Annotated in this window: 27 protein-coding genes and 1 tRNA gene; 27 read left to right on the top strand and 1 reads right to left on the bottom strand. The window is 42.1% G+C overall.

Annotated features, from left to right (window positions below; all coding sequences use genetic code 11):
* Positions 1-242 precede the first annotated feature (242 nt).
* From QNH17_RS25130 to QNH17_RS25030, 21 genes are all read left to right on the top strand, one after another.
* Positions 243-1,349 carry a DUF4097 family beta strand repeat-containing protein gene (locus QNH17_RS25130; protein WP_283875845.1) on the top strand — a complete coding sequence of 369 codons (1,107 nt, stop codon included), beginning with the start codon at positions 243-245 and terminating at the stop codon, positions 1,347-1,349.
* Positions 1,350-1,369: 20 nt separating this feature from the next.
* Complete coding sequence (locus tag QNH17_RS25125) at positions 1,370-1,735, top strand: phage holin family protein (RefSeq protein ID WP_283875843.1); 366 nt, start codon at positions 1,370-1,372, stop codon at positions 1,733-1,735.
* A 395-nt stretch (positions 1,736-2,130) separates the two neighbouring features.
* A complete protein-coding gene (hprK, locus tag QNH17_RS25120) occupies positions 2,131-3,066 on the top strand; it encodes an HPr(Ser) kinase/phosphatase (protein ID WP_283875842.1) in 936 nt (311 codons plus the stop codon).
* 20 nt (positions 3,067-3,086) lie between these two features.
* Positions 3,087-3,905: a prolipoprotein diacylglyceryl transferase gene (lgt, locus tag QNH17_RS25115; protein WP_283875841.1), complete on the top strand. Its 819-nt coding sequence runs from the start codon at positions 3,087-3,089 to the stop codon at positions 3,903-3,905.
* Positions 3,906-3,929: 24 nt separating this feature from the next.
* Positions 3,930-4,574 carry a pyrophosphatase PpaX gene (gene ppaX / locus QNH17_RS25110; protein ID WP_283875840.1) on the top strand — a complete coding sequence of 215 codons (645 nt, stop codon included), beginning with the start codon at positions 3,930-3,932 and terminating at the stop codon, positions 4,572-4,574.
* 5 nt (positions 4,575-4,579) lie between these two features.
* Positions 4,580-5,113, top strand: a complete 534-nt coding sequence (locus QNH17_RS25105) for an acyltransferase (RefSeq protein WP_144554021.1) — start codon at positions 4,580-4,582, stop codon at positions 5,111-5,113.
* A gap of 334 nt (positions 5,114-5,447) precedes the next feature.
* Positions 5,448-6,620, top strand: a complete 1,173-nt coding sequence (locus tag QNH17_RS25100; protein WP_283875838.1) for an ATP phosphoribosyltransferase regulatory subunit — start codon at positions 5,448-5,450, stop codon at positions 6,618-6,620.
* Positions 6,613-7,251 (top strand): ATP phosphoribosyltransferase, encoded by a 639-nt coding sequence (gene hisG / locus QNH17_RS25095; RefSeq protein WP_283875837.1) that lies wholly within the window; start codon positions 6,613-6,615, stop codon positions 7,249-7,251. The genes QNH17_RS25100 and hisG overlap by 8 nt, the downstream gene beginning before the upstream one ends.
* Position 7,252: 1 nt before the next feature.
* Positions 7,253-8,533: a histidinol dehydrogenase gene (hisD, locus tag QNH17_RS25090; protein ID WP_283875836.1), complete on the top strand. Its 1,281-nt coding sequence runs from the start codon at positions 7,253-7,255 to the stop codon at positions 8,531-8,533.
* A 38-nt stretch (positions 8,534-8,571) separates the two neighbouring features.
* Complete coding sequence (hisB, locus tag QNH17_RS25085) at positions 8,572-9,159, top strand: imidazoleglycerol-phosphate dehydratase HisB (RefSeq protein ID WP_283875835.1); 588 nt, start codon at positions 8,572-8,574, stop codon at positions 9,157-9,159.
* Positions 9,160-9,260: 101 nt separating this feature from the next.
* The gene (hisH, locus tag QNH17_RS25080; RefSeq protein WP_283875834.1) at positions 9,261-9,887 is read left to right on the top strand and encodes an imidazole glycerol phosphate synthase subunit HisH; all 627 of its coding nucleotides are present in this window, start codon (positions 9,261-9,263) and stop codon (positions 9,885-9,887) included.
* Positions 9,884-10,609 (top strand): 1-(5-phosphoribosyl)-5-[(5-phosphoribosylamino)methylideneamino]imidazole-4-carboxamide isomerase, encoded by a 726-nt coding sequence (gene hisA / locus QNH17_RS25075; protein ID WP_283875833.1) that lies wholly within the window; start codon positions 9,884-9,886, stop codon positions 10,607-10,609. Before hisH ends, hisA begins: the two co-directional genes overlap by 4 nt.
* The gene (gene hisF / locus QNH17_RS25070; RefSeq protein ID WP_283875832.1) at positions 10,606-11,367 is read left to right on the top strand and encodes an imidazole glycerol phosphate synthase subunit HisF; all 762 of its coding nucleotides are present in this window, start codon (positions 10,606-10,608) and stop codon (positions 11,365-11,367) included. Before hisA ends, hisF begins: the two co-directional genes overlap by 4 nt.
* Entirely contained in the window at positions 11,364-11,981 is a 618-nt protein-coding gene (gene hisIE, locus QNH17_RS25065; protein WP_283875830.1) for a bifunctional phosphoribosyl-AMP cyclohydrolase/phosphoribosyl-ATP diphosphatase HisIE, read from the top strand. The genes hisF and hisIE overlap by 4 nt, the downstream gene beginning before the upstream one ends.
* Positions 11,982-12,266: 285 nt before the next feature.
* Positions 12,267-13,760, top strand: coding sequence for a tetratricopeptide repeat protein (locus QNH17_RS25060; RefSeq protein ID WP_283875829.1), 1,494 nt, complete (start codon positions 12,267-12,269; stop codon positions 13,758-13,760).
* Positions 13,761-13,854: 94 nt separating this feature from the next.
* Complete coding sequence (trxB, locus tag QNH17_RS25055; protein WP_283875828.1) at positions 13,855-14,805, top strand: thioredoxin-disulfide reductase; 951 nt, start codon at positions 13,855-13,857, stop codon at positions 14,803-14,805.
* A 583-nt stretch (positions 14,806-15,388) separates the two neighbouring features.
* Positions 15,389-15,847: an 8-oxo-dGTP diphosphatase gene (locus QNH17_RS25050; RefSeq protein ID WP_283875827.1), complete on the top strand. Its 459-nt coding sequence runs from the start codon at positions 15,389-15,391 to the stop codon at positions 15,845-15,847.
* Positions 15,848-15,866: 19 nt separating this feature from the next.
* Entirely contained in the window at positions 15,867-16,760 is an 894-nt protein-coding gene (rapZ, locus tag QNH17_RS25045) for an RNase adapter RapZ (RefSeq protein WP_283875825.1), read from the top strand.
* Complete coding sequence (locus QNH17_RS25040; protein ID WP_026567791.1) at positions 16,757-17,740, top strand: gluconeogenesis factor YvcK family protein; 984 nt, start codon at positions 16,757-16,759, stop codon at positions 17,738-17,740. Before rapZ ends, QNH17_RS25040 begins: the two co-directional genes overlap by 4 nt.
* 60 nt (positions 17,741-17,800) lie before the next feature.
* A complete protein-coding gene (whiA, locus tag QNH17_RS25035) occupies positions 17,801-18,751 on the top strand; it encodes a DNA-binding protein WhiA (RefSeq protein WP_144553996.1) in 951 nt (316 codons plus the stop codon).
* A gap of 108 nt (positions 18,752-18,859) precedes the next feature.
* Complete coding sequence (locus QNH17_RS25030) at positions 18,860-19,117, top strand: HPr family phosphocarrier protein (protein WP_026567793.1); 258 nt, start codon at positions 18,860-18,862, stop codon at positions 19,115-19,117.
* 86 nt (positions 19,118-19,203) lie between these two features.
* On the opposite strand, the gene clpP is transcribed toward QNH17_RS25030, so the two are convergent.
* A complete protein-coding gene (gene clpP, locus QNH17_RS25025; protein ID WP_283875822.1) occupies positions 19,204-19,815 on the bottom strand; it encodes an ATP-dependent Clp endopeptidase proteolytic subunit ClpP in 612 nt (203 codons plus the stop codon).
* Positions 19,816-20,019: 204 nt separating this feature from the next.
* Between clpP and QNH17_RS25020 the strand changes: the two genes are divergently transcribed.
* From QNH17_RS25020 to QNH17_RS24995, 6 genes are all read left to right on the top strand, one after another.
* A tRNA-Arg gene (locus tag QNH17_RS25020) sits at positions 20,020-20,091 on the top strand.
* 142 nt (positions 20,092-20,233) lie between these two features.
* On the top strand, positions 20,234-21,556 hold the full coding sequence (gene rpoN / locus QNH17_RS25015) for an RNA polymerase factor sigma-54 (protein WP_283875821.1): 1,323 nt from the start codon (positions 20,234-20,236) through the stop codon (positions 21,554-21,556).
* A gap of 11 nt (positions 21,557-21,567) precedes the next feature.
* Positions 21,568-21,834, top strand: coding sequence for a glutaredoxin family protein (locus QNH17_RS25010; RefSeq protein WP_481858548.1), 267 nt, complete (start codon positions 21,568-21,570; stop codon positions 21,832-21,834).
* A gap of 127 nt (positions 21,835-21,961) precedes the next feature.
* Entirely contained in the window at positions 21,962-22,984 is a 1,023-nt protein-coding gene (locus QNH17_RS25005) for a sugar-binding transcriptional regulator (protein ID WP_283875819.1), read from the top strand.
* Positions 22,985-23,035: 51 nt separating this feature from the next.
* Entirely contained in the window at positions 23,036-24,043 is a 1,008-nt protein-coding gene (gap, locus tag QNH17_RS25000; protein ID WP_026567798.1) for a type I glyceraldehyde-3-phosphate dehydrogenase, read from the top strand.
* 142 nt (positions 24,044-24,185) lie between these two features.
* The gene (locus QNH17_RS24995) at positions 24,186-25,370 is read left to right on the top strand and encodes a phosphoglycerate kinase (protein WP_283875818.1); all 1,185 of its coding nucleotides are present in this window, start codon (positions 24,186-24,188) and stop codon (positions 25,368-25,370) included.
* Positions 25,371-25,398 lie beyond the last annotated feature (28 nt).

Below are 25,398 nucleotides of genomic sequence, written 5' to 3'. Positions count from 1 at the left end.
CTCCGAGTTTGGCGAAATAAATTGAAAGTTTGGCGAAATTCCTCTTCAAGTTGGCGAAATTCCAGCTTCAATCGGCGCAATCCCCCCGACACCCTTTTTCAAAATATTCTTGTTTTGTTCCTAATTAAAAAACTACGAAACTAATCAGCTTCCTTTTTCGTAAATAATAGATAAAGGATAAAGATAATCATTTCTGAATATGCATAAAGTGACACAAATTTTTAAGGCTGGGGTGGGTAATAATGAAAGAGGAAAAAAAGCGGATATTAAAAATGGTGGAAGAAGGAAAATTGACCGTTGACGAAGCAATCACCTTGCTGGATGAATTAGAAAAAGCACAACAAACGATGGAGCAGAGGCAAGAGGAAATCGTGAATGAGCTTTCTACAGTTGTAAATTTTGAGGAAGCAAAGAAGGAAGATCCTTTCCAGGCGAAATTCCAATCGACCAAGGCGAAGATTTTTGACTTTGTCGATTCTGCCTTGAAAAAAATTAAAGATTTTGATTTTGATTTGAACTTTGGTCAATCCGTTGAGATCTCCCATATTTTTCACCAGGGTGATGCGGACCTGAAAGAAGTCGATATTGACGTGGCGAATGGTTCGGTTAAATTGGCGGCCTGGGACCAACCGGATGTGAGAGTTGAATGTCAAGCAAAGGTATTTCGGGTTGAAAACTCAGACCAAGCAAGGCAGAACTTTTTAAGAGATACTATTTTTTCAGTAGAGAATCAAAAATTGCGTTTTATGACGCAACAAAAATGGATGAAGGTAGACTCAACCATTTTTGTGCCAAAAGCTCAGTATGACCGTATGCGCATCAGAATCTTTAATGGCGCTGTCAGCGGAGAAGACATCAATGTAGCTGACCTAAGAGTCAAAACCGCTAATGGAAAAATAAACCTTGACCGAGTTCAGGGCAATAAGGCAGAGGTTGAAACGGCAAACGGGAAAGTCAAAATTATCAACAGTTTGTTCGACGACCTCGAAGCGGAGACAATTAACGGAGCAATCAAACTCGACGGTGATTTTAAAAGGGTGGGAACGCAGTCTTTTAATGGGAATATCAGCTGCAATATCAGCGGAAATCGCACCGAGTTGATTCAGGTAAAAGCGACAACTGGCGGAATCGATCTCTACATCCCAGATAATCTGCCAGTAAATGGGGAATTGAAGACGAATCTTGGTGGATTTAATGTGGAGCTCATTGGTGTTCAAGTACTTGAAGAGAAGAGCGAAATGATTCAAAAGTCGCTTCGCTTTAAATCTATTAATCATCCTGATAAAATGATGAAAATCTACGCAGATACAAAAACGGGATCAATCACAATTCACAAATCACAAGAATAATTATTAGGAGATGCCGAAAAATGAGATGGCTGATTGGGTGTTTGATTAACGCGGTGTTGTTTATGGCACTAGCAGGTTATTTTCACGAAAGCTTTCAATTAACAGGATTTATGGCCGCACTTCAGGCAAGCATTTTATTGTCCATCTTAAATGTTTTGGTACGACCGATCCTGATTCTGTTTACTTTGCCAGTAACAATTGTAACGTTGGGGTTGTTCTTATTAGTTATCAATGCGATTACGCTAGAGCTGACGGATTATTTGATGGGAGAAGCCTTTGAGATTTCTGGTTTTGGGATGGCCCTCTTTTTCGCTGTACTCATGTCATTCGTAAACGTGATTATTCAAAAAACGCTGCTCCAGCCAGCAAGGAAATCCAAGGATTAATATTAAATACCAGGGTGCTCGCTATAAAAAGTGGGCATCCTATTTATATGGTAGAAATACCCAAGTGGCTGTATTCTAATTTTTTAGACATGAAAGTATGGTAATTTAATAAAAAATGCTAAAATAAGTGGAAATGGAATTTTTCTATGTTTTTAAATTTTATTACTGTCTAGCTCCAGGCGCCATCGGCTCGAGGTCAAAAGCCAATCCGTCATGAAGGTTAAAGAGCAACCTTCCTGCCGGCTCGTCTTTTGCTTGGCTACATAAAGCTAACGCTTTATGTACGCATTAAGGGAGACTATGTCTCTGGCAACGCTACGCTTGCCATCGAAAAGTCTCCCTATATCGCCGATAAGCAGGCGCCTTACGCTTTTCTAGTTGAGGAGGATGTTTCCTTGCCAAAAGTACGTACCAAAGATATAGTCGAGAAGTTTAAACTTGAATTAATTAGCGGCGAAGAGGGAATTAACCGCCCCATCACCATGAGTGACATCTCACGCCCTGGAATTGAAATGGCAGGATATTTTGAGTTTTATCCAGCTGAACGAATTCAGTTATTAGGTAAAACGGAACTTTCTTTTTTTGAAATGCTGTCTGATGCTGAACGTGCTTCAAGAATGGATCGTTTATGTACCGATATTACTCCGGCGATCATCGTCACGCGAGATATCGAGGTACCGAAAGAACTGATTGAAGCGTCCGAACGTGAATCCGTTCCTGTATTACGAGTGGGTATGAAAACCACACGTTTTTCCAGCCGCCTCACGAATTACCTAGAAAGCAAGCTCGCACCTACAACTGCTGTCCATGGCGTATTGGTGGATGTTTACGGGATTGGGGTATTAATTACCGGAAAAAGCGGCGTCGGTAAAAGTGAAACAGCCTTAGAGTTGGTTAAGCGCGGCCATAGGCTGGTGGCGGACGATTGTGTTGAAATTCGCCAGGAAGACCAGGATACATTAGTCGGAACGTCCCCTGATTTAATTGAACATTTACTAGAAATCCGCGGCTTAGGAATTATTAATGTGATGACGTTGTTCGGTGCGGGAGCCGTCCGCAGTAATAAACGTATCACTCTTGTTATGAATCTAGAAACTTGGGACTCAAAAAAGCAATATGACCGCCTTGGGTTAGATGAAGAAAAAATGAGAATCATTGATACAGATGTTCCAAAGCTGACAATCCCTGTTCGTCCAGGACGAAATCTGGCTGTAATTATCGAAGTGGCAGCAATGAATTTCCGGCTAAAAAGAATGGGTGTAAATGCGGCGCAGCAATTTACTGAGCGTCTGTCCGATGTGATTGAAGACGGGGACCATGACGAGATTTAAGGGGAAGAGGAGATAGAGAGATGAACGAAACTATTCAACCGCTGAATCCGATTGCCTTTTCACTTGGACCGATTTCAGTGCATTGGTATGGAATTATTATTGGTTCAGGTTTGGCTCTTGCTTTGTACCTTGCCATCAGGGAAGGAAATCGCAGAGGATTAGAGAAAGACACGTTTGCAGACTTAATGTTATGGGCCATCCCAATTGCAATCATTTCTGCACGTATCTATTATGTTATTTTTGAATGGAAGTATTATGTCAATCATCCGGCGGATATCCCGCAAATTTGGAATGGCGGGATCGCGATCCATGGTGCCCTGATTGGCTCGGTACTGACCACATATGTATTTGCCAAAAAACGCGGGATTTCCTTTTGGAAAATTGCCGACATTGCCGCACCAAGTATTATTCTTGGACAAGCGATTGGCCGTTGGGGAAATTTCATGAACCAGGAAGCGCATGGCGGGGAAGTAACCAGAGCATTTCTTGAAAACTTGCATTTACCGGAATTTATTATCAATCAAATGTATATTAATGGAACCTATTATCACCCAACGTTCCTTTATGAATCGCTCTGGGACTTTGCAGGCTTTTTCCTATTACTCTTCCTTCGCCGCGTCAATTTCCGCCGCGGGGAGATGTTCCTTACGTATGTGATTTGGTATTCAGTTGGCCGCTTTTTCATCGAGGGCCTGCGAACCGATAGTTTAATGCTTGGCAGCCTTCGAATGGCACAAACGATTTCGATTGTATTAGTGGTGGGTGCTCTGGCCATTCTTATCTATCGCCGCACGAAACAATTGACAGATAAGCGATATTTAGATCAAGAAAATAGTTAATCGTGTGAAGAAAGGAAGCAACCAATGACTAACAAAATAACGACCGTTCTTTTTGATTTAGATGGGACATTAATTGATACAAATGAATTAATTATTACTTCCTACTTACATACATTGGATAAATATTATCCAAACAAGTACAAGCGTGAGGATGTATTGCCGTTTATGGGGCCGACGCTCCATGAAGCTTTTGGCACCATTGATCCAGATCGCGTGGAAGAAATGATTTTAGAATATCGTGACTTTAACATCAGTAACCATGATAACTTGGTGAGGGAATTTGCTGGGGTCTTGGAAACTGTGCGGACTTTAAAAGAAAAGGGCTACAAATTGGGGATCGTCACAACTAAACGTCATGATGTGACGATGAAGGGACTTCGCCTTATGAATCTGGATGCTTTTTTCGAAGTCATTGTTGCATACGATCATGTCAGTAAGACAAAGCCAGATCCTGAGCCTATTTTTAAGGCACTGGAACAACTGGATTCTACTCCGGAAGAGACGATGATGGTCGGTGATAATTATCACGATATTTTAGCAGGAAAAAATGCTGGTACCGTAACGGCCGGTTGTGCCTGGTCGATTAAAGGCAGAGAGTATATTGCCAAATATGAACCCGACTATATTCTTGAGAACATGGCTGACCTATTACCGATCCTCGGAGAGTGAGAAAGATGAGGAATACCACCCGCTACCCGGTTGAGGGGGCGAACTCTTTATGGCACGTCTACAAAACAGTGCCTTTTTGGAAGGTTGTCAAAAATTTTATTGTGATTCAATTAGCCCGCTATACGCCATTTTTAGGGATGAAAAATTGGCTGTATCGGGTGTTCCTCGGGCTTAAGGTGGGCGAGCAAACATCCTTCGCATTAATGGTCATGCTCGATGTGATGTTTCCCGAAAAAATCAGTGTCGGCCGAAATACGGTGATTGGATACAACACGACCATCCTTGCTCATGAATATTTAATTAAAGAATACCGGCTCGGTCCTGTGGTGATTGGCAGTGAAGTGATGATTGGTGCGAACTCCACCATCCTTCCAGGGATTACGATCGGGGATGGGGCCATCGTCTCAGCTGGGACCCTTGTCCATAAAGATGTTCCTCCAGGGGCGTTTGTTGGCGGCAATCCTATGCGGGTCATTTATACAAAGGAAGAATTGGCCGAGCGCTGGGCCGATGATTCAATTTATGGGATGAAAAAATAATATAGTACAATTTTTTTAAGTCTGGTTTTCGCAACCAGGCTTTTTTGTAGTAAACTAACTATTAAAATGTCGTTTCGCGGAAAAATTCAGAAACTTGGCGAAATTCCCTCTCGGTTTGGCGGAATTCCTCACTAGGTTGGCGGATATACGCCGAGGTTCGGCGGAATCCTACCACAGATTGGTGGAATCCTACTCTCAAAAGTTTCAGATTTTTTCATTGACGAATAGTTTTTCTAGGGGTAAACTAAAACTACTTTAATTCATTATCACATTAGCAGACTAAAGCGTTTTGAAAATTTTAAAATAACGTAATCTAAAATAAAGGATGAGCAGGATGAGTCGCTTGTTTATGTTTGAAAAGCCTTTAGGCATGAGAGATACGCTTCCAGAGTTATATGAGAAAAAACACAGCGTTCGCACTTTAATGGAAGACACGATCAAACTTTGGGGCTGCCAATTTATTGAAACACCAACACTGGAATACTATGAAACAGTTGGATCGGCATCTGCCATTCAAGATGCTCAGTTGTTCCGATTGCTCGACAAACAAGGGCATACACTGGTTTTACGACCTGATATGACAGCACCAATCGCCAGAGTCGCAGCATCCAAACTTTTACAGGACGATATGCCATTAAGGTTAGCCTACTCTGCTAACGTGTTCCGCGCTCAGCAGCGCGAAGGCGGCCGTCCCGCTGAATTTGAACAAATCGGTGTGGAATTCCTAAATGACGAAACCGTTTCTTGCGATGGTGAGGTTATTGCCTTGCTTATTTCCTCTTTAAAAAAAGCCGGATTATCACAGTTCCAAGTATCGATTGGTCATATTGGTTTTGCCCAGGAACTGTTTTTACAAATCCTTGGGACCGATGAACGGGCAAATTCGCTACGAAGATTTTTATATGAAAAAAATTATGTCGGTTACCGCGAGCATGTAAACTCGTTATCACTATCATCAATTGATAAACAAAGACTTCTTCAATTCCTCGATTTAAGGGGAGGAATCGAAGTAATCGGTAAGGCGTTTGATTTAATTGAAAACGAACAAGGCAAGCTTGCTCTCCTGCAGTTAAAGGAACTATGGGATTGTCTGAACGACTATGGGGTAGAGGATCAAGTGAAATTTGATTTTACCAACGTCAGCCATATGAGCTACTATTCTGGGATATTGTTTGAAGTTTACGCGGGGAATGTTGGCTTTCCCATCGGTAATGGCGGCCGATACAGCTTAATCGAGAAGTTTGGCAAAAATGCAAGTGCCACCGGGTTCGCGGTACATCTTGATCGGCTTCTCGAGGCACTTGGCAATATCGACCTCGAAAACGCAGTTACCTGCATCTTTTTCAGTCAGGAGCGCCGAAAGGAAGCCTTTCAATTAGCCGAACAGATGCATGAGGAAGGAAAAAGGACTGTGCTCCAGGATATTAATGGCGTCAAAAACCTTGATGCCTATACAAAGAAATTTGCGGATACTACCTACTTACTCGGAGGGCGTGCCGATGAATAATATACTTACAATTGCGATGCCAAAAGGGCGGATTTTTGAAGAGGCGGTCGAATTGCTTCGGAAAGCTGGTTATCAGCTTCCGCCAGAATTTGATGATTCACGTAAACTAATCATCGAGGTTGAAAATGAGGGACTGCGCTTTATTTTGGCGAAACCGACCGATGTTCCTACCTATGTAGAGCATGGGGTCGCCGATATCGGTATCGCCGGCAAGGATGTCATGCTGGAGGAAGAGCGCGATGTTTATGAACTCCTCGATTTACGAATAAGTGCTTGCTACTTAGCAGTGGCCGGTCTTCCCGGAACAAAAATGAATGATGTGGCACCTAGGGTCGCAACAAAATATCCAAATGTGGCTGAAGCCTATTTCCGTGAGCAGGGAGAACAGGTGGAAATTATCAAATTAAACGGTTCCATCGAACTGGCTCCAATCATTGGTTTATCGGACCGGATTGTCGATATTGTTTCGACGGGCCGGACGATGAGGGAAAATGGTCTTGTTGAGTATGAGAGAATCGTTGATGTCACATCCCGCCTTATCGTTAATCCCGTTAGTTACCGCATCAAGGATACGAAGATTGACGAACTGGTAACAAGGCTTAGTAAAGTCGTCTCTTTGGAGGGAAATTAACATGAAAATAATAAAAGTAAATGACCTCGTTTCGTTAAAGAGATCGATCGAGTCAGGTACCTCTGAGCAGGTAACCGTGGTCAAAGAAATTATCGCAGCGATTCGCACACTTGGTGATGAAGCATTGCGGGAATATACCGAGAAATTCGACCGTGTACACTTATCTTCTTTTTCCGTCACTGAAAAAGAAATAGAGGAAGCCTACGCGCAGGTAGATGAGCGTTTTCTCTCGATCGTCCGAGAAGCAGCGGAAAATATTCGCTCATTTCATGAAAAGCAGCTGCGGCCTTCATGGATGACGACTGAGGAAAATGGAACCGTTCTAGGTCAAAAAATCACGCCGCTTGATTCCGTCGGGGTATATGTGCCAGGTGGAACTGCAGCTTATCCTTCCTCCGTTCTTATGAACGTCCTTCCAGCGAAAGTTGCTGGTGTGAAGCGAATCGTGATGGTGTCGCCGCCTGACGATCAAGGCCAATTACCAGCAGCGGTCCTGGTGGCTGCCAAGGAAGCAGGCGTCGAGGAAATCTATAAGGTGGGTGGTGCCCAAGCGATTGCGGCACTTGCCTATGGAACCGAATCAATTAACTCCGTCGATAAAATTACCGGTCCGGGAAATATATATGTTGCGTTGGCAAAACGAGAGGTTTTCGGGGATGTTGACATTGATATGATTGCCGGCCCAAGTGAAATTGCCATTTTGGCAGATGAAACAGCAAGAGCGGACGAGGTAGCGGCAGACCTGCTATCACAAGCAGAACATGACCCACGGGCCTGCAGTGTTTTGGTTACACCTTCAAGTGTCCTGGCAGAGGCAGTCAGCATGGAAGTGGAAAGGCAACTCGAGCTGCTGCCACGAAAAGACATCGCCTCACGCTCAATTGCGGATTATGGTGCCATTTACATAACCGATACGATGGAAGAAGCCATCGAAACTGTTAATCAATTAGCACCTGAACATTTAGAAATTATCACGGAAAATGCGATCGAACTGCTTGGGAAAATCCGACACGCAGGTGCCATTTTTATCGGCCGTTATAGCTCGGAACCGGTTGGCGACTATTTCGCTGGTCCTAATCATGTTCTTCCGACAAACGGGACCGCACGGTTCTCTAGCCCGTTGAATGTCGATGATTTCCAGAAGAAGTCCAGCGTGATCATCTACAGCCAAAAGGCGATGGTAGAGAATGGTGCTAAAATTGCTGAATTTGCCCGGAAGGAAGGGCTTGAGGCTCACGCACGGGCTGTTGAATTCCGATTGAAAAACGATGGAAAATTATAAAAATATCGTACTGCACAATATATAGGGGGGCCCATTACATGGAAAGAATCGCAAGTATTGAACGGAACACGAATGAAACACAAATTCAATTAACATTAGATGTGGATGGTGAAGGGTTGTCCAATTTAGAAACGGGTGTACCGTTCATGACCCATATGCTTGATTTATTCACAAAGCATGGACAATTCAACCTGACAGTGAATGCCAACGGGGATACAGAAGTTGACGACCATCATACAACAGAAGACATCGGTATTTGTCTTGGACAAGCCTTACGCGAAGCATTGGGAGACAAACGCGGGATTAAGCGTTACGGAAATGCCTTTGTTCCGATGGATGAAGCGTTAGCACAGGTTGTGGTTGACCTTAGTAATCGTCCGCATCTAGAAATGCGTGCCGAGTTCCCAGGACAAAAAGTGGGCACATTTGACACCGAGCTAGTTCATGAATTTTTATGGAAACTAGCACTCGAGGCCCGGATGAATCTTCATGTCATCGTCCATTACGGAAAAAATACACACCATATGATCGAAGCCGTCTTTAAAGCACTCGGGCGTGCCCTCGACGAAGCAACAACCATCGACCCGCGCATCAAAGGCGTTCCATCGACCAAAGGAATGCTCTAGTAGTTCTAGATGAAAGTAGTGTAATGGTGTCAGGCACCATGTGAAAAACATAACTAAGGTGTCAGGCACCATGATAGGCACCGTGAAAGGATGTTTTATAGATGATTGGCATTGTTGACTATGGAATGGGAAATCTGTTTAGTGTTAGCAAGGCGTTGGAGCGGCTCGGTGCTGAGTATTTTATTTCGGCTGATAAGGGTAAGCTGCTGGCTGCGGATGCCCTGCTTCTTCCAGGGGTGGGCTCTTTTCGGGATGCGATGGAGCGTTTGCCCGTTGAGACGATCAAGGAATTTGCAGCATCAGGTAAACCGCTTCTTGGCATTTGCCTAGGGATGCAGCTTCTGTTTGAACGAAGTGAAGAAAATGGACCGACGGAAGGGTTAGGATTGCTGCCAGGCAGTGTCTATCGTTTTCCGGGGAAAACACCAGAAGGACAGACCTATAAAGTTCCGCATATGGGCTGGAATCAGCTTGAATTTGTCCAAGAATCCCCTCTATTAAAAAACTTAGAAGAGGATTACGTTTATTTCGTCCATTCCTATTATGTAGATGCGGAAAACTCGGACGTGTTACTGGCAAAAGCGAATTATCACGAGCAAGTATCTGCGGTTGTAGGCAGAGATAATATATTTGGGATGCAATTTCACCCTGAAAAAAGCAGCAAGCTGGGCATGGCCCTTTTAGCAAACTTTCTACAAATGGTGGAGGAAAGGAAGGCAATCCGATGAGTTTAACGATTTATCCAGCAATTGATATGCGCGGCGGCAAGTGCGTCCGACTCCTCCAAGGGGACTACGATCAAGAAACCGTTTATGGTGACTCGCCATTTGATATGGCCAAAAGTTTTGCCGCAGATGGCTCCGAGTGGATTCACATGGTGGACCTTGACGGGGCAAAGGATGGCAAGCGAGTCAATGACCGGTTTGTGATTGAAGCTGCACAGAAGTTAAATGTAAATATTCAGATAGGCGGTGGCATTCGTTCGGAGGAGGATATTCTCCACTATCTTGAGAATGGTGTAAACCGTGTTATCATTGGCAGTATTGCTGTATCAAACCCTGAATTTGCCATTGATATGATTAAAAAATATGGTGCGAAAATTGCTGTCGGCATTGATGCCAAAAATGGCTATGTGGCGACACACGGTTGGTTAGATACTTCAGAACTGAAGGCCGTCGACCTCGGCAAGCGCTTTGCTGAAGCTGGAGCCGAGACGTTTATTTTTACTGATATCGCTACGGATGGAACACTAGCCGGTCCTAATATTGCCGCTGTTTGTGAAATGGCCGAAGTGACGGGGAAAAATGTGATAGCATCCGGCGGAGTGAGCAGTCTAGCAGACTTACAAGCGATTGCATCCCAAGGGATTCAAGGAGCAATCGTCGGCAAAGCCCTTTATGAAAACCGATTCACCTTAAAAGAGGCCCTGAAAGTGGGTGGCTCCCGATGACCCTAACAAAAAGAATCATCCCATGCCTTGATGTAAAAGATGGCCGAGTGGTCAAAGGAATCCAATTCGTGCAACTGCGCGATGCCGGCGATCCTGTTGAACTTGCACGATTTTACGATGAGCAGGGAGCGGACGAGCTTGTTTTTCTAGATATCTCCGCCTCTGTTGAAGGTCGAAAAACAATGGTTGAAGTCGTCAAGGCTGTCGCGTCTGAGTTGGCCATTCCTTTTACGGTAGGCGGGGGCATAAATGCGTTGGATGATATGAAAAGAATCCTCCGTGCCGGCGCGGATAAAGTGTCCCTGAATACGGCTGCTGTCCTTAACCCGGAACTGATCAAAGAAGGTGCCAGCTACTTTGGTTCACAATGCATCGTTGTCGCAATTGATGCAAAATATGATGAAGAAGTTGGGACATGGAGGGTATTCACGCACGGCGGCAGAACGCCCACAGATAAATTAGTTGTTGAGTGGGCTAGAGAAGCTGCCCGTTTGGGTGCGGGTGAAATTTTGCTAACGAGCATGGATAGTGACGGTGAGAAGAATGGATTCGATCTGGAGCTCACAAAGGCAGTAAGCGAAGCAGTAACCATTCCTGTCATTGCTTCGGGCGGGGCCGGGAATTCGGAACATTTCGAGGAAGCGTTCTTAGCCGGAAAAGCAGATGCGGCGCTAGCTGCATCCATCTTTCACTATAAAGAGACATCCGTTCATGAAGTAAAAAGCTATTTACGGGAAAAAGGAGTGACGGTTCGATGAATGTACGATTTGATGAAAAAGGGTTAGTGCCAGCCATTATTCAAGATGCTGGAACCAAAGAAGTATTAACGCTTGCTTATATGAATGAGGAATCGCTCGCAAAAACGATTGAAACGGGCGAAACATGGTTTTACAGCCGTTCTCGTAAGGAATTATGGCATAAAGGTGCAACAAGCGGTAATACCCAGACCGTTGTAAGCATGAATTATGACTGTGACCAAGATGCGTTATTAGTCCTTGTATATCCGAAAGGTCCTGCTTGCCATACTGGAGCGGTAAGTTGTTTTTCCGAAAGAGGCTATACCGGGACTTCAAGTCTGGCAGACTATCAGATCTTACAATCGCTTGAAAAAGTCATCGTTGACCGCGAACGAGAGCGTCCAGAAGGGGCTTACACCACCTATTTGTTTGAAAAAGGCGTCGATAAGATCTTGAAAAAAGTTGGGGAAGAAGCGGCAGAAGTAATTATTGCAGCGAAAAACCGCGATGCTGAGGAACTACGTTGGGAAGCAGCTGATTTGCTTTATCACTTGCAGGTATTGCTCGTCGAACAAGGCCTTCCATTCAAGGAAGTTTTGAGAACTTTAGAAGAGAGACACAAAGACCGGTCGTAATTCGACTGGTTTTATTTATTTGGAACTACATTGCAAAGAGAATTATACAAAATTAAGGGCTAATTTTACAAAACAGGCTGTATTTTTACAAAACTGAGAACTTATTTTACAAAGCGCAGCAATAATTTTACAAAAGTAAGATTAATTCAACAAAAATTGTAAAAATCCTTCCATTTCCCCGTATCTCCTTAAACCAAACCGAAATTCCCCCCAATACTAGCCCTTCTCGAACAACTCCCTAGTGTGGTATACTACCTTAGTTATGTTAAAAATGTGGAGGACTTCATGGGTAAAGACGCGAAAGCAAGAAAGCATATGGGAAAATTACTTACATTTGTTCCTACGGGGGAATATTATTTCACGAAGGGTTTAAAGGCATACCATCGCCGTGATTTTATAAAAGCAAAAAAATATCTTGGGCGAGCGATGCAGCTTGAACCGGGTGAACCGATGATTATATGCCAGTTGGCGATTGTGTCAACAGAACTTGGCGAGTTTGAACATTCCAACCGGCTCTTGCACCTCATCCTTGAAGAACTAGATCAAGAAATGGTGGAATGCCATTACTTTTTGGCCAATAATTATGCCCATATGGGATTTTTTAAAGATGCGTATCACCACGCTAAACTGTATTTACAGCTAGATCCAGATGGTGACTTTAGCGAGGACACTGAGGATTTACTAGATGTACTTACATTGGAAGCAGAAGATCTTGAGGATGATCTGTATCAACAGGATGACCTTATCGTTAAACAAGAACAGGCTCGTGACCTGCTTGAGTCAGGATACTTTCCAAAAGCAATTGAACTTCTAAAAGATGTCGTCAAGGATTATCCGGAGTATTGGTCTGCGTATAACAACTTAGCGCTCGCCTATTTTTATTTAGGAAAGACAAAAAAGGCGGAATCCATTTTAGATGAGGTATTAGAGCGAAATCCGGGTAACCTTCATGCCCTATGTAACAGGCTTGTTTTTGCCTATTATCAAGGGCAGGAGAGAGATGTTTCCGGTATGATTGACATCTTAAAGAAAATTCAACCGCTTCTAAGTGAACAGCAATTTAAACTTGGGGCATCATTTGCTTTAGTAGGAGAATATGAGCAAGCCTATTTATGGCTGAAAAAACTATATAAGCACGGCTTTGATGGTGATAGTCCGTTTTACTACTGGCTTTCCTATTCAGCCTACTTCACAGGCAATGAAACGTTTGCGAAAAATATCTGGAAAAAAGTGCTGGAACTTAATCCTGATAAAGAAGGCTCCGAACCATGGAACAAAGAAAATGCACCTGCTAACGGTTTTGAAGACCTTTCGGGTTCAATTTTTCAAAAACTGGACAGCGACTATGTAGAGGAGCGCTTATTTGCTCTTTTTCTCACGACTGTTTCGAGTAAAAAGGAAGAAATCATCACCTCCAAACGGCTGATTCAAAATCAAAAATTCACGCCTTTGGAAAAGGAATATATCTCATTGATTCGTTCGGGTAGACCTTCTGAGACGTCCGATGCACAGGAAGTTGCCGAACTCTTTTATGAAACCTTTCAACCAATTGGTACCATAGAGTCCGGGTTATATTTGATGTGGTTTTCTGTGTTTGTCGAGGTTTCTAAAGACAGGCTCCAATTGAAAAATAAACGTGCCTGGGCGGGCGCCGTCGAGTATATTTGGCACAAACTGCGTAGTGAAAAGGTTTCTCAGCAAGAGGTAGCCGATCGTTATGGAATTTCCTCCGCAACCATTGGTAAATATGTGAAAATTGTAAATAACTATTTGAATTAAGCATATTGGTGGACGATAAAACATTTGTTATATACGATTAAGTAAGGGAACAATAATCTTACTTAATCGTATTTTTTTAAGGAGTGACCACAAAATGTCAGAAGAAAAAATTTATGACGTTATTATTGCCGGCGCTGGCCCTGCGGGGATGACTGCGGCTGTTTATACATCGAGAGCAAACCTATCCACATTAATGATTGAGCGCGGGATGCCGGGCGGACAAATGGCCAATACGGAGGACGTTGAAAACTATCCAGGTTTTGAAAGTATTTTAGGACCGGATTTATCAACAAAGATGTTCGAGCATGCGAAAAAATTTGGTGCTGAATACGCGTATGGCGATATCAAAGAAATCCAAGACCATGGCGATTATAAAATTGTTGTCACAGGCTCAAAGCAATATAAAGCCTCTGCTGTTATCATTACAACGGGTGCAGAATATAAGAAAATTGGCGTTCCAGGGGAAAAAGAACTGGGCGGCCGCGGTGTATCCTATTGTGCGGTTTGTGATGGAGCCTTCTTTAAAGGAAAAGAATTATTTGTCATTGGCGGAGGGGATTCGGCTGTTGAAGAGGGTGTGTACTTAACCCGCTTTGCTTCCAAGGTAACCATCGTCCATCGCCGTAATGAATTGCGTGCTCAAAAAATTCTTCAAGATCGTGCCTTTGCCAATGAAAAAGTGGATTTTATTTGGAATCACACAATCAAGTCCATTAATGATAAAGAGGGCAAAGTAGGCAGTGTCACACTTGTTTCGACCGAAAATGGCGAAGAGCAAGTATTACCGGCTGACGGGGTCTTCATTTACATCGGAATGGTACCGCTATCGAAACCATTTACGAGCCTTGGGATTACTAATGAAAATGGATATATTGAAACGAATGACCGGATGGAGACAAAGGTACCGGGAATTTATGCTGCAGGTGATATTCGTGAAAAAACACTGCGCCAGATTGTAACAGCAACTGGAGATGGCAGTATCGCGGCCCAAAGCGCCCAGCATTATATTGAGGAACTTAAAGAGGGAATGAAACAAAAAAGTTAGGCTGTGTTAAAGCTTATTGTAAATTTTGGCACTTTGTTGATTGGAGTGGAAGGCGCGAAGACTCCTGCGGGAGTACGGGGCAGGGGAGACCCCACAGGCGCTAAAAGCGCCGAGGAGGCTCCCCGCAACGCCCGCGGAAAGCAAAGCGCCTGGAACGTAAATCAACAGACAAGTCTAACACAGCCAAAAGCTTAAAAAAGAAATATTGCGGCGGGGATTTACAAAAACGTAACTCTGTTTTAATTCTTCTGTAACAATTGTGCAATATAGTTACGGTATGATAGAAACAGTAATTGACCCCCTTTAAAAATATATTTCTTTCATGCACAGGCCCGTTGCCTGTGCTATTTTTTTGAGCTAGACCTGCTCATCCCTCTATATTTTTCCAAAGTACAAATAATTAACATAAATATCAAATTTGAATCCATTGTGACTGTATCCTAAAAATAGTATAATAATAAGAATGAATTCAAAGTTATAGTAGGAAATATAGCCATGTCTCAAGAGAGCTTGTATAGAAAAAGACCAAGCTTCAAGGGAGAGTTGTTAAATGGCAGATGCTGTGTAAAAGAGGGTGAATGCTGTGCAACGAGTCACCAATTGTGTATTGATTAGAGACGGAAAAATATTGCTGCTGCAAAAGCCACGCCGCGGCTGGTGGGTAGCTCCTGGCGGGAAAATGGAGCCGGGCGAATCTGTCCGGGATTCTTGCATTAGGGAATACCGTGAGGAAACGGGGATCTATTTAAAAAATCCTCAATTAAAAGGGATATTTACAATGATTATGAAAGAAAATGACCAACTGCTTTCGGAGTGGATGATGTTTACATTTGTAGCCACAGATTCGGATGGGGTCGATTTAGACGAATCCGAGGAAGGTAAGTTGGAATGGCAAATGATTAACCAATTAAAAAATTTGCCAATGGCCGCTGGCGATTATCATATTCTTGATTATATGATTCATGGAAAAGGAATTATTTACGGTACTTTTACTTATACAAAAGACTTTCAACTAATAAGTTACCGATTAGATCCAAGCTAATTTATAGGGGGAATAAATCATGAGTACCGGTGCAGTAAATGACATACAAATGGTCATTATTACAGGGATGTCTGGTGCAGGAAAAACTGTAGCTATTCAAAGTTTTGAAGACTTAGGCTTCTTCTGTGTTGATAATTTGCCTCCGACGCTGCTTCCAAAATTCCTCGAACTTATGAAGGAATCCGGGAATAAGATGAATAAAGTTGCTCTCGTGATGGACCTGCGGGGCAGAGAATTCTTTGAACATCTTTTTAAAGCATTAGATGAGCTGGCAGAAACATCCTGGGTAGCTCCGAGGATCTTATTTTTAGATGCAGATGATTCCACATTAGTGCGCAGATATAAGGAAACAAGGCGGTCACATCCGCTCGCACAGACAGGTCTGCCGTTAGAAGGAATCACGCTTGAGCGCGAGCTTCTTGAGGAACTAAAAGGCAGGGCTCAGGTGATTTACAATACTTCCCAGATGAAACCGAGGGAACTTCGTGAGAAAATATTAACGGAATTTACCGCGAATAAACAATCAATCTTCACTGTCAATGTCATGTCATTTGGCTTTAAGTATGGAATTCCTATTGATGCGGATCTAGTGTTTGATGTGCGCTTCTTGCCTAATCCCCATTATATCGAGCATATGAGACCTAAAACTGGGTTAGATGAAGACGTTTCCGGCTATGTATTAAAATGGAATGAAACGCATAAGTTCTTAGAAAAAGTAACCGACCTGCTCTCCTTCATGCTTCCGCATTATAAGCGAGAAGGAAAAGCGCAGCTAGTTATTGCGATTGGCTGTACAGGTGGACAGCATCGTTCAGTAACACTAGCTGAGTATCTTGGTAAATTTTTCGAAAAGGACTATAAGACATGTATTTCTCATCGTGACATTGAGAGGAGAAAGGAAAAAACTACATGAGCATTTACGGACAGCCACGAATTGTCGTCATTGGCGGGGGAACAGGATTGCCAGTTTTATTGCGTGGATTAAAACAGTATCCTGTCGATATTACCGCCATTGTGACTGTCGCGGATGACGGCGGCAGCTCAGGACGTTTGCGTGAGGACTTGCATATACCTCCTCCTGGCGACATCCGCAATGTCTTAGCATCATTATCGGATGTGGAACCGCTCGTAGAGGAAATGTTTCAACATCGATTCAAAACATCGAATGAACTTTCCGGACATTCGCTTGGTAATTTAATCCTGGCGGCGATGACTTCGATTACGGGTAATTTTGTTCATGCCATTCAGGAAATGAGTAAAATTTTAAATGTTCACGGCAAAGTCCTGCCTGCAGCCAATCAAAGTGTTGTCCTCCATGCTGAGATGGAAGACGGAACGATTGTCTCAGGGGAATCGAAAATTCCCTACTCAGGTAAAAGAATTAAAAAGGTATTTATGACGCCGGAGAATATTCGTCCATTACCAGAGACCATTCAAGCGATTCGTCAAGCCGATTTAATTATCATTGGGCCAGGGAGCTTATATACGAGCATTCTGCCTAATTTGCTGGTTCCAAAAATAGGGGATGAGTTGTGCCGTTCACACGCCAAAAAGGTCTATATCTGTAATTTAATGACCCAGGCGGGGGAAACACATGGTTTTTCAGCAAGCGACCATGTAAAGGCCTTATATGATCATATGAGCTGTGCGTTTATCAATACCATCCTTGTTAATAATGAAGAAATTCCACAGGACATCCAGCTCCGTTATAATGAAGAGTTGGCCGACCCTGTTGTTTACGATTTGCCGCGCCTGTTTGAATTAGGGCTCGAAGTGGTTCATGCTGATATTGCCTATCAAGAAAATGGCGCATTACGTCATGACCCGAAAAAAGTGGCGAAAATATTATATAATTTGCTTTTAGTTGAAACCAAAAAGCGTTATGAAACGTAATAATAGTAATTATTTAAAAACGCATGAGACTAGTGTGTTTTTAGTATGGAGGGGAAAGGGATGTCTTTCGCTTCGGAAACGAAAAAAGAATTAACTAACTTAGAAGTGAAAACGTGCTGCATTCAAGCAGAGCTATCGGCTCTTATTCGGATGAATGGTTCCCTTTCATTCTCAAATCGTAAGTTAGTTGTTGATATTCAAACCGAAAATGCTGCGATTGCCAGAAGAATTTATACATTAATAAAAAAGAGTTATGATGTCCAAGTCGAGCTGCTTGTTCGGAAGAAGATGCGTTTGAAAAAAAACAATGTCTATATTGTCCGTTTATCCCAGCAAGCAAAGGAAATTCTCGAGGATACCAAAATTATCGGTGAAGGTTTTACGATCATTCATGATATTTCACCAGAACTTGTAAAGAAGAAATGTTGTAAGCGTTCTTATCTCCGCGGTGCTTTTTTAGCTGGCGGATCCGTCAATAATCCAGAAACATCTTCTTATCATTTAGAAATTGCTTCGCTCTATAAAGAACACAATGATTCTTTATGCGAATTGATGAATACATTTGGGCTAAATAGCAAAACACTTGAACGCAAGAAAGGTTACATTACCTACTTAAAAGAAGCAGAGAAAATAACCGAGTTTTTAAATATTGTTGGTGCCCATAACGCCCTTCTCCGCTTCGAAGATGTTCGAATTGTTCGTGATATGCGCAATTCAGTCAATCGACTTGTAAACTGTGAGACAGCCAATCTTAATAAAACGATTGGTGCGTCAATTCGGCAGGTAGAGAATATCCGCTACATCAATCAAACGGTTGGTTTGCAAATTTTACCTGAGAAATTAAGAGAAATTGCAGAACTCCGCTTAAACTATACTGATGTGACACTTAAGGAATTGGGTGAAATGGTTTCTGGTGGTGCGATCAGTAAATCTGGAATAAATCATCGTTTGAGAAAAATTGATGCTATTGCTGAAAGGCTTCGTTCAGGGGATATGATGGTAAAAGAATAGAAATTTCTTGAATAGGTAATTATGTGAAAGCCATAACATGCGCTCGTAGTAAATTTTGTGAACAAGCTCCAAGAAATATAGACGATAACCATGAGGAGGAATTGTATAATGTTAGTGAAACAAGTAGAAGTAAAATTAAAAACAGGTCTTCAAGCACGCCCTGCAGCTCTTTTTGTCCAAGAAGCAAATCGGTTCTCTGCGGATATTTTTCTTGAGAAAGATGGAAAGAAAGTCAATGCGAAAAGCATTATGGGCTTAATGAGCCTTGCGGTTGGCTCTGGTGTCATGATTGATATTGTGGCTGATGGAGACGATGAAGCATCCGCGATTGAAGCATTGGCTGATTTTATTCAAAAAGAACAGTAATATATTTGCGGCCGGCTCCATTTGGAACCGGCCTTTTTATTTTTTTGAAGAATAAAAGCAACCGGTCGATACCGATTGCTTCCATGTTACTTATTATTTTTCTTTTCATCATCAATTAAATTACGAGTGATAATGTGGTCGATTAATCCATATTCTTTTGCACGTTCTGCTGTCATGAAGTTGTCGCGGTCTGTATCTTTAGCGATTACTTCAAGAGGCTGGCCAGTCCGTTCAGATAAAATTCCGTTTAATTTTTCACGAAGGAATAAGATCCGTTTTGCAGCAATCTCGATTTCAGTTGCTTGTCCTTGAGCACCGCCTAGTGGTTGGTGAATCATAACCTCCGCGTTTGGAAGGGCATAACGCTTTCCTTTTTCACCAGCAGCAAGTAAGAATGCACCCATGGATGCTGCCATACCAATACAAATCGTCTGAACTTTAGGTTTAATGAATTGCATCGTATCATAAATTGCCATACCAGCTGTGATGCTTCCGCCTGGGCTGTTGATATATAAAGAAATATCTTTTTCAGGATTATCTGCTTCAAGGAATAATAATTGTGCTACAATGCTGTTAGCTACATGGTCATCAATGGCGCTTCCCAGCATAATAATCCGGTCTTTTAACAAACGGGAGTAAATGTCATAGGCACGCTCGCCCCGGTTTGTTTGTTCAATAACTGTAGGGATCAAATTCATTTTTCTTCCTCCTTTGATTGTAAAGGTAATAGTAATATGTATAGTTATCATACACTGATGGTCAATAAAGGTCAAACAATTTGACTATAAAATTGTTCGACAACTTTCCCTAATCCATCATAACCAATTCTGACTATTTTAAACCAAATCTTTGCTTGCATTGTTAGAGAAACTGGCATATAATATGTAAGTCGTTACAATTTAGCGCTCGTGGTGCAACGGATAGCACGCAAGCCTCCGAAGCTTGAAATGCAGGTTCGATTCCTGCCGAGCGCATCACCAAGGCCCCCTGTTTACTGAAACAGGGGGCTTTTTATTGGATAAATTCAGTTTAATAAGTCACCGAACTTCATAGTTTATCATTTTCCATTCCCGAATTTCCCTCTATCGTGTAAAATAGAAAACAGGGGGGATACGAATGAACTTAAAGGCTGGTTTATGGCAGCAGCAGACATTAAAATTGGCAATGACACAGGAGCTATCTCAGGCCATTGCATTGTTGCAGTACTCTGCCCAAGAGTTAACTGCTTTTTTAGACGATAAGGCACTTGAAAATCCCCTGTTACAGGTTGAACATAGCAATATTAAGCCAATGAATCCACTTATTGACCGCAATCGCCGGAAAAACCAAAAGGTGGAAAAGGATTGGATTGAGCAAATTGCCGATAAACCCTTTTCACTTGAAGAGTATCTACTTTCACAATTGAAAATAACGAACTTATCAGCAGAGCAATTAACTGTAATTCGCCATCTGATTCAGAATCTTGATGAAAACGGTTACTTTACAGGTGACCTTAACGAAATCGCCCAAAAGCTAAGAGTAATGGAAGATGTCGTAGAGGAATGCTTGGCCATCATTCAAACACTCGAGCCGGCCGGGATTGGTGCAAGAAACCTGCAAGAGTGCCTATTGATGCAAATCTATTATCTAGACCCAAATAATGAATTAGCTCAAAAGATTGTCTCTGAATATTTTATTCCGTTCGCCGAAAAAAAGTGGAAGCCTATCGCAAAAGAATTAAAGGTGACCCTTAAAGAGATCCAAGATATTTTCGACCAAATTCAATCCTTGAACCCAAAGCCGGGAACCATTCTAGGAAAAGAAACCACCACATATATTATTCCGGACGCTATCATTGAACAATCGGGTGAGGGCCTAACTGTCAGGATGTCGGATGAATCACTGCCAAGAATTAGTCTAAATGAGCAGTATTATCATAAATTCAAAGACCAGGACCAACAGGTGAGCCGCTTCCTGCAAGATAAACTGCAAGATTATAATTGGATTCAAAAAAGTATTGAGCAGCGGAAAGAGACACTCACTAAGGTAATTGCAAAAATTATTGAAAAGCAGGAAACATTTTTTCAAAAAGGATCAAACAATTTAGTACCGATGACGATGAAGGAAATTGCAGGAGAACTGGATATCCATGAATCTACGGTAAGCCGAGCGGTACGAGAAAAATATGTGCAAACACCTTACGGGACCTTCCCGCTAAAATCATTTTTTACAAGTACAATTCAAACCGTTTCGGACGATGAAAATACCTCATCCACACAAGTAAAGAAGAAGATCTCCACGTTAATAGAAAATGAGAATAAACAAAAACCTCTTTCGGACCAAGATATTGTGGAACAATTAAAAACAGAGGAAGGTATGGTAGTTTCACGAAGGACCGTCGCTAAGTACCGCGATCAAATGGGCATTCCTTCTTCTGCAAAAAGAAAAAGGTTTGATTGAAAGGAAACCAAATGATGGAGCAAACAATAATAACGTTTTACACTAGGAAAAGCTGCCCGCTTTGTGAGAAAGCTAAGCACACACTGCACGAACTAAGCAAAGAATGGGATTTCGCTTTAGAAGAAATTGATATTGAATCCAGTGATGAATTAACCGAACAATACGGTTTAATGATTCCAGTAGTTCATATTGATGGAGTAGAAGCAGGTTTTGGTGTCATTAACAAATTTGACATAAGTAACCGTTTGCATGAAAAAAAAACCAATCTTAACAGTTGAAATAGGTTTTCACTCCTGTTACAATAAAAAACGTAGCAGGGGTTATTTTTTTGGATGTAGCGGGACATAATATGTCTATGGTGGACATTTTAAGACCAACTACATATAATAAAGGAGCATGAGATTCATGCAGTCATTAATCGATATCCAGAAAAGACTATTACCCGATCTCCTTCAAGTCCTTCAGAAGAGATATTCTATCCTAAGATATATAGGTTTTATGCAACCGGTAGGAAGAAGGAGTTTAGCGGTTAGCCTGGGATATACGGAAAGAGTCCTTCGAGGCGAAGTAGATTTCCTAAGGGAGCAAAATTTAATTTACACAAATAATGTGGGAATGAGTTTAACGCCTGAAGGGAAAAATTTGCTCGAAGACTTAGAAGGCTTTATGCGTGAATTAAAAGGTATTGATGTGATGGAGTTGGAATTAAAGCACCGACTCGGTATAAAGAAAGTGATCATTGTGCCAGGCGATAGTGATGAATCGCCAATGGTAAAAGGTGAACTTGGCAAGGCATGTGCAGTGTGCATGAAAAAGTTGCTCAGCGGAAAAAATATCATTGCTGTAACTGGCGGTTCAACGATGGCTGCTGTCGCAGAAAGACTTTCACCCGACCATACCCAGAAAGAACTACTATTTGTCCCAGCAAGAGGCGGAGTAGGTGAGGATGTTAACAATCAAGCAAATACGATTTGCTCGATCATGTCGAAAAACACCCATACCAAACATCGAGTGTTCTATGTACCTGACCAGGTTAGTACCGAAATTTATGAATCACTCATCAAAGAACCTGACATTCATGAGGTTTTAAAACTAATTAAATCAGCAAGCATGGTTCTTCATGGGATTGGGGATGCTATCACAATGGCTGAGCGGCGCAAAACGAACTCTGAAGTTTTGCATAAGCTAGAAAATCAACAAGCTGTAGGTGAAGCATTTGGCTATTATTTTAACGAACAAGGAGAAATCGTTCACAAGGTGTCAACGATTGGCCTGCAGTTAGAAGATCTAGTTCACATTCCCAATGTCATCGCTGTTGCCGGCGGGGGCTCAAAAGCAAAAGCCATCAAAGCATACTTAAAACAAGCACCGGAATCAACAATATTAATCACAGATGAGGGTGCAGCAAAAACGTTATTAAAAGGGTAAATCCTTTTTAAAATAAAAACATCCTTACCCAATTAAAGGAGGAAATTTATTATGTCAGTAAAAGTTGGTATTAACGGATTTGGACGTATCGGTCGTAACGTATTTCGTGCGGCATTAAACAATAGCAATGTTGAAATCGTTGCGATTAATGATTTAACTGATGCAAACATGCTTGCACATCTTTTAAAATATGACACTGTTCACGGAACTCTTGCAGAAGACGTAACTGTTGATGGTGAATACTTAGTAGTTGGCGGACACAAAGTGAAAGTTATTGCTGAGCGTGATCCTGCACAATTAGGCTGGGGAGATCTAGGTGTTGACGTAGTAGTTGAATCTACAGGCCGATTCACAAAGCGTGAAGATGCTGCGAAACATCTTGAAGCAGGTGCGAAAAAAGTTATCATCTCTGCACCAGCAGATAACGAAGATATCACAATCGTTATGGGTGTTAACGAAGACAAATATGATGCTAACAACCACCATGTTATTTCTAATGCTTCTTGTACTACTAACTGTCTTGCTCCGTTTGCAAAAGTATTGAATGATACATTTGGTATCAAACGCGGTATGATGACAACTGTTCACTCTTACACTAATGACCAACAAATCCTTGACTTGCCACATAAGGACTACCGTCGTGCGCGTGCAGCTGCTGAAAACATGATTCCTACTTCAACTGGTGCTGCAAAGGCAGTTGCGCTTGTTTTACCTGAACTTAAAGGTAAATTAAACGGTATGGCTATGCGTGTTCCAACTCCAAACGTATCTGTTGTTGACTTGGTTGCAGAATTAGAAAGAGATGTAACAGCTGATGAAGTTAATGCAGCATTAAAAACTGCAGCTGAAGGCCCATTAAAAGGCATTTTAGCATACAGCGATCTTCCTTTAGTTTCTACTGACTACAATGGTGCTACTGTATCTTCAACAATCGATGCATTATCAACAATGGTTCTTGAAGGCAACATGGTTAAGGTATTATCTTGGTACGATAACGAAGTTGGTTACTCTAACCGCGTTGTTGACCTTTGTGACTACCTTGCACAAAAAGGACTTTAATATATCTGAACGGACGATGATTGATTTTTCAATCATAAGAAGTTAATCATACAAAGGTTTTCCAAAGGGGAGCGGGGAGTATATGCCCCCCTCCCTTTTTTACTGATTTTATGCTGAATTTTCAATACTCTAGGAGGTCCTTATGAATAAGAAAACGCTTAAAGATGTCGATGTAAAAGGGAAACGCGTATTTTGCCGAGTTGATTTTAATGTTCCAATGCAGGATGGAAAAATTACCGATGAAACACGAATTCGTGCAGCACTTCCAACGATTCAATATTTAGTTGATCAAGGTGCTAAAGTTATTCTAGCGAGCCACTTTGGCCGTCCAAAAGGGAAAGTAGTCGAAGAAATGCGCTTAACTCCAGTCGGTGTCAGACTATCTGAACTGCTTGGTAAAGACGTGAAGAAGGCAGATGAAGCGTATGGTGATTCTGTGAAATCATTGATTGAAACGATGACCGAAGGCGATGTTCTGCTTCTTGAAAATGTCCGTTTCTATCCTGGCGAAGAAAAGAACGATCCAGAGTTGGCAAAATCTTTTGCTGAATTAGCAGATGTTTATGTGAATGATGCCTTTGGTGCAGCACACCGTGCCCATGCATCAACTGAAGGGATCGCGCATCTTTTACCAGCAGTTTCTGGACTATTAATGGAAAAAGAATTAGATGTACTTGGTAAGGCACTTTCTAATCCAGAACGCCCGTTTACAGCGATTATCGGTGGAGCGAAGGTTAAGGACAAGATTGGTGTTATTGAAAATCTACTAGAAATAGTTGATAACTTAATTATTGGCGGCGGACTTGCTTATACTTTCGTGAAAGCACAAGGCCACGAAGTTGGAAAATCATTACTAGAAGCAGATAAGATTGATCTTGCAAATTCGTTCATTGAAAAAGCAAAGGCAAAAGGTGTGAATTTCTATATGCCTGTCGATGTTATTGTTGCCGATGATTTCTCAGCAGACGCTAATTCCAAGGTAGTCTCTATTGAAGAAATTCCGTCTGATTGGGAAGCACTTGATATTGGACCAAAAACAGCAGCGATCTACCGTGACGTTATTCAAAAATCAAAACTAGTAATTTGGAATGGACCAATGGGTGTATTTGAAATTGATAAATTTGCCGGCGGAACAAAAGCAGTTGCAGAAGCACTTGCTGAAGCAGAAGGTACATATTCAGTCATTGGCGGCGGAGACTCTGCAGCAGCCGTTGAAAAATTCAATTTAGCAGATAAAATGAGCCACATCTCCACAGGAGGCGGCGCTTCCCTTGAATTCATGGAAGGCAAAGCACTCCCAGGAGTAGTTGCATTGAACGATAAATAATTTACTTTATAATAATAGAAAGTAAAGG

The organism is Neobacillus sp. SuZ13, from assembly GCF_030123365.1.
GTDB lineage: Bacteria > Bacillota > Bacilli > Bacillales > Cytobacillaceae > Neobacillus.
This window is presented reverse-complemented; position numbering and strand designations above follow the sequence as displayed.

Excerpts from the sequence above, each read along its gene's own strand:
- QNH17_RS25130 (WP_283875845.1), top strand. The coding sequence starts at position 243 with ATGAAAGAGGAAAAAAAGCGGATATTAAAAATGGTGGAAGAAGGAAAA.
- QNH17_RS25125 (WP_283875843.1), top strand. The coding sequence starts at position 1,370 with ATGAGATGGCTGATTGGGTGTTTGATTAACGCGGTGTTGTTTATGGCA.
- lgt (WP_283875841.1), top strand. The coding sequence starts at position 3,087 with ATGAACGAAACTATTCAACCGCTGAATCCGATTGCCTTTTCACTTGGA.
- ppaX (WP_283875840.1), top strand. The coding sequence starts at position 3,930 with ATGACTAACAAAATAACGACCGTTCTTTTTGATTTAGATGGGACATTA.
- QNH17_RS25105 (WP_144554021.1), top strand. The coding sequence starts at position 4,580 with ATGAGGAATACCACCCGCTACCCGGTTGAGGGGGCGAACTCTTTATGG.
- QNH17_RS25100 (WP_283875838.1), top strand. The coding sequence starts at position 5,448 with ATGAGTCGCTTGTTTATGTTTGAAAAGCCTTTAGGCATGAGAGATACG.
- hisG (WP_283875837.1), top strand. The coding sequence starts at position 6,613 with ATGAATAATATACTTACAATTGCGATGCCAAAAGGGCGGATTTTTGAA.
- hisD (WP_283875836.1), top strand. The coding sequence starts at position 7,253 with ATGAAAATAATAAAAGTAAATGACCTCGTTTCGTTAAAGAGATCGATC.
- hisB (WP_283875835.1), top strand. The coding sequence starts at position 8,572 with ATGGAAAGAATCGCAAGTATTGAACGGAACACGAATGAAACACAAATT.
- hisH (WP_283875834.1), top strand. The coding sequence starts at position 9,261 with ATGATTGGCATTGTTGACTATGGAATGGGAAATCTGTTTAGTGTTAGC.
- hisA (WP_283875833.1), top strand. The coding sequence starts at position 9,884 with ATGAGTTTAACGATTTATCCAGCAATTGATATGCGCGGCGGCAAGTGC.
- hisF (WP_283875832.1), top strand. The coding sequence starts at position 10,606 with ATGACCCTAACAAAAAGAATCATCCCATGCCTTGATGTAAAAGATGGC.
- hisIE (WP_283875830.1), top strand. The coding sequence starts at position 11,364 with ATGAATGTACGATTTGATGAAAAAGGGTTAGTGCCAGCCATTATTCAA.
- QNH17_RS25060 (WP_283875829.1), top strand. The coding sequence starts at position 12,267 with ATGGGTAAAGACGCGAAAGCAAGAAAGCATATGGGAAAATTACTTACA.
- trxB (WP_283875828.1), top strand. The coding sequence starts at position 13,855 with ATGTCAGAAGAAAAAATTTATGACGTTATTATTGCCGGCGCTGGCCCT.
- rapZ (WP_283875825.1), top strand. The coding sequence starts at position 15,867 with ATGAGTACCGGTGCAGTAAATGACATACAAATGGTCATTATTACAGGG.
- QNH17_RS25040 (WP_026567791.1), top strand. The coding sequence starts at position 16,757 with ATGAGCATTTACGGACAGCCACGAATTGTCGTCATTGGCGGGGGAACA.
- whiA (WP_144553996.1), top strand. The coding sequence starts at position 17,801 with ATGTCTTTCGCTTCGGAAACGAAAAAAGAATTAACTAACTTAGAAGTG.
- QNH17_RS25030 (WP_026567793.1), top strand. The coding sequence starts at position 18,860 with ATGTTAGTGAAACAAGTAGAAGTAAAATTAAAAACAGGTCTTCAAGCA.
- clpP (WP_283875822.1), bottom strand. The coding sequence starts at position 19,815 with ATGAATTTGATCCCTACAGTTATTGAACAAACAAACCGGGGCGAGCGT.
- rpoN (WP_283875821.1), top strand. The coding sequence starts at position 20,234 with ATGAACTTAAAGGCTGGTTTATGGCAGCAGCAGACATTAAAATTGGCA.
- QNH17_RS25010 (WP_481858548.1), top strand. The coding sequence starts at position 21,568 with ATGATGGAGCAAACAATAATAACGTTTTACACTAGGAAAAGCTGCCCG.
- QNH17_RS25005 (WP_283875819.1), top strand. The coding sequence starts at position 21,962 with ATGCAGTCATTAATCGATATCCAGAAAAGACTATTACCCGATCTCCTT.
- gap (WP_026567798.1), top strand. The coding sequence starts at position 23,036 with ATGTCAGTAAAAGTTGGTATTAACGGATTTGGACGTATCGGTCGTAAC.
- QNH17_RS24995 (WP_283875818.1), top strand. The coding sequence starts at position 24,186 with ATGAATAAGAAAACGCTTAAAGATGTCGATGTAAAAGGGAAACGCGTA.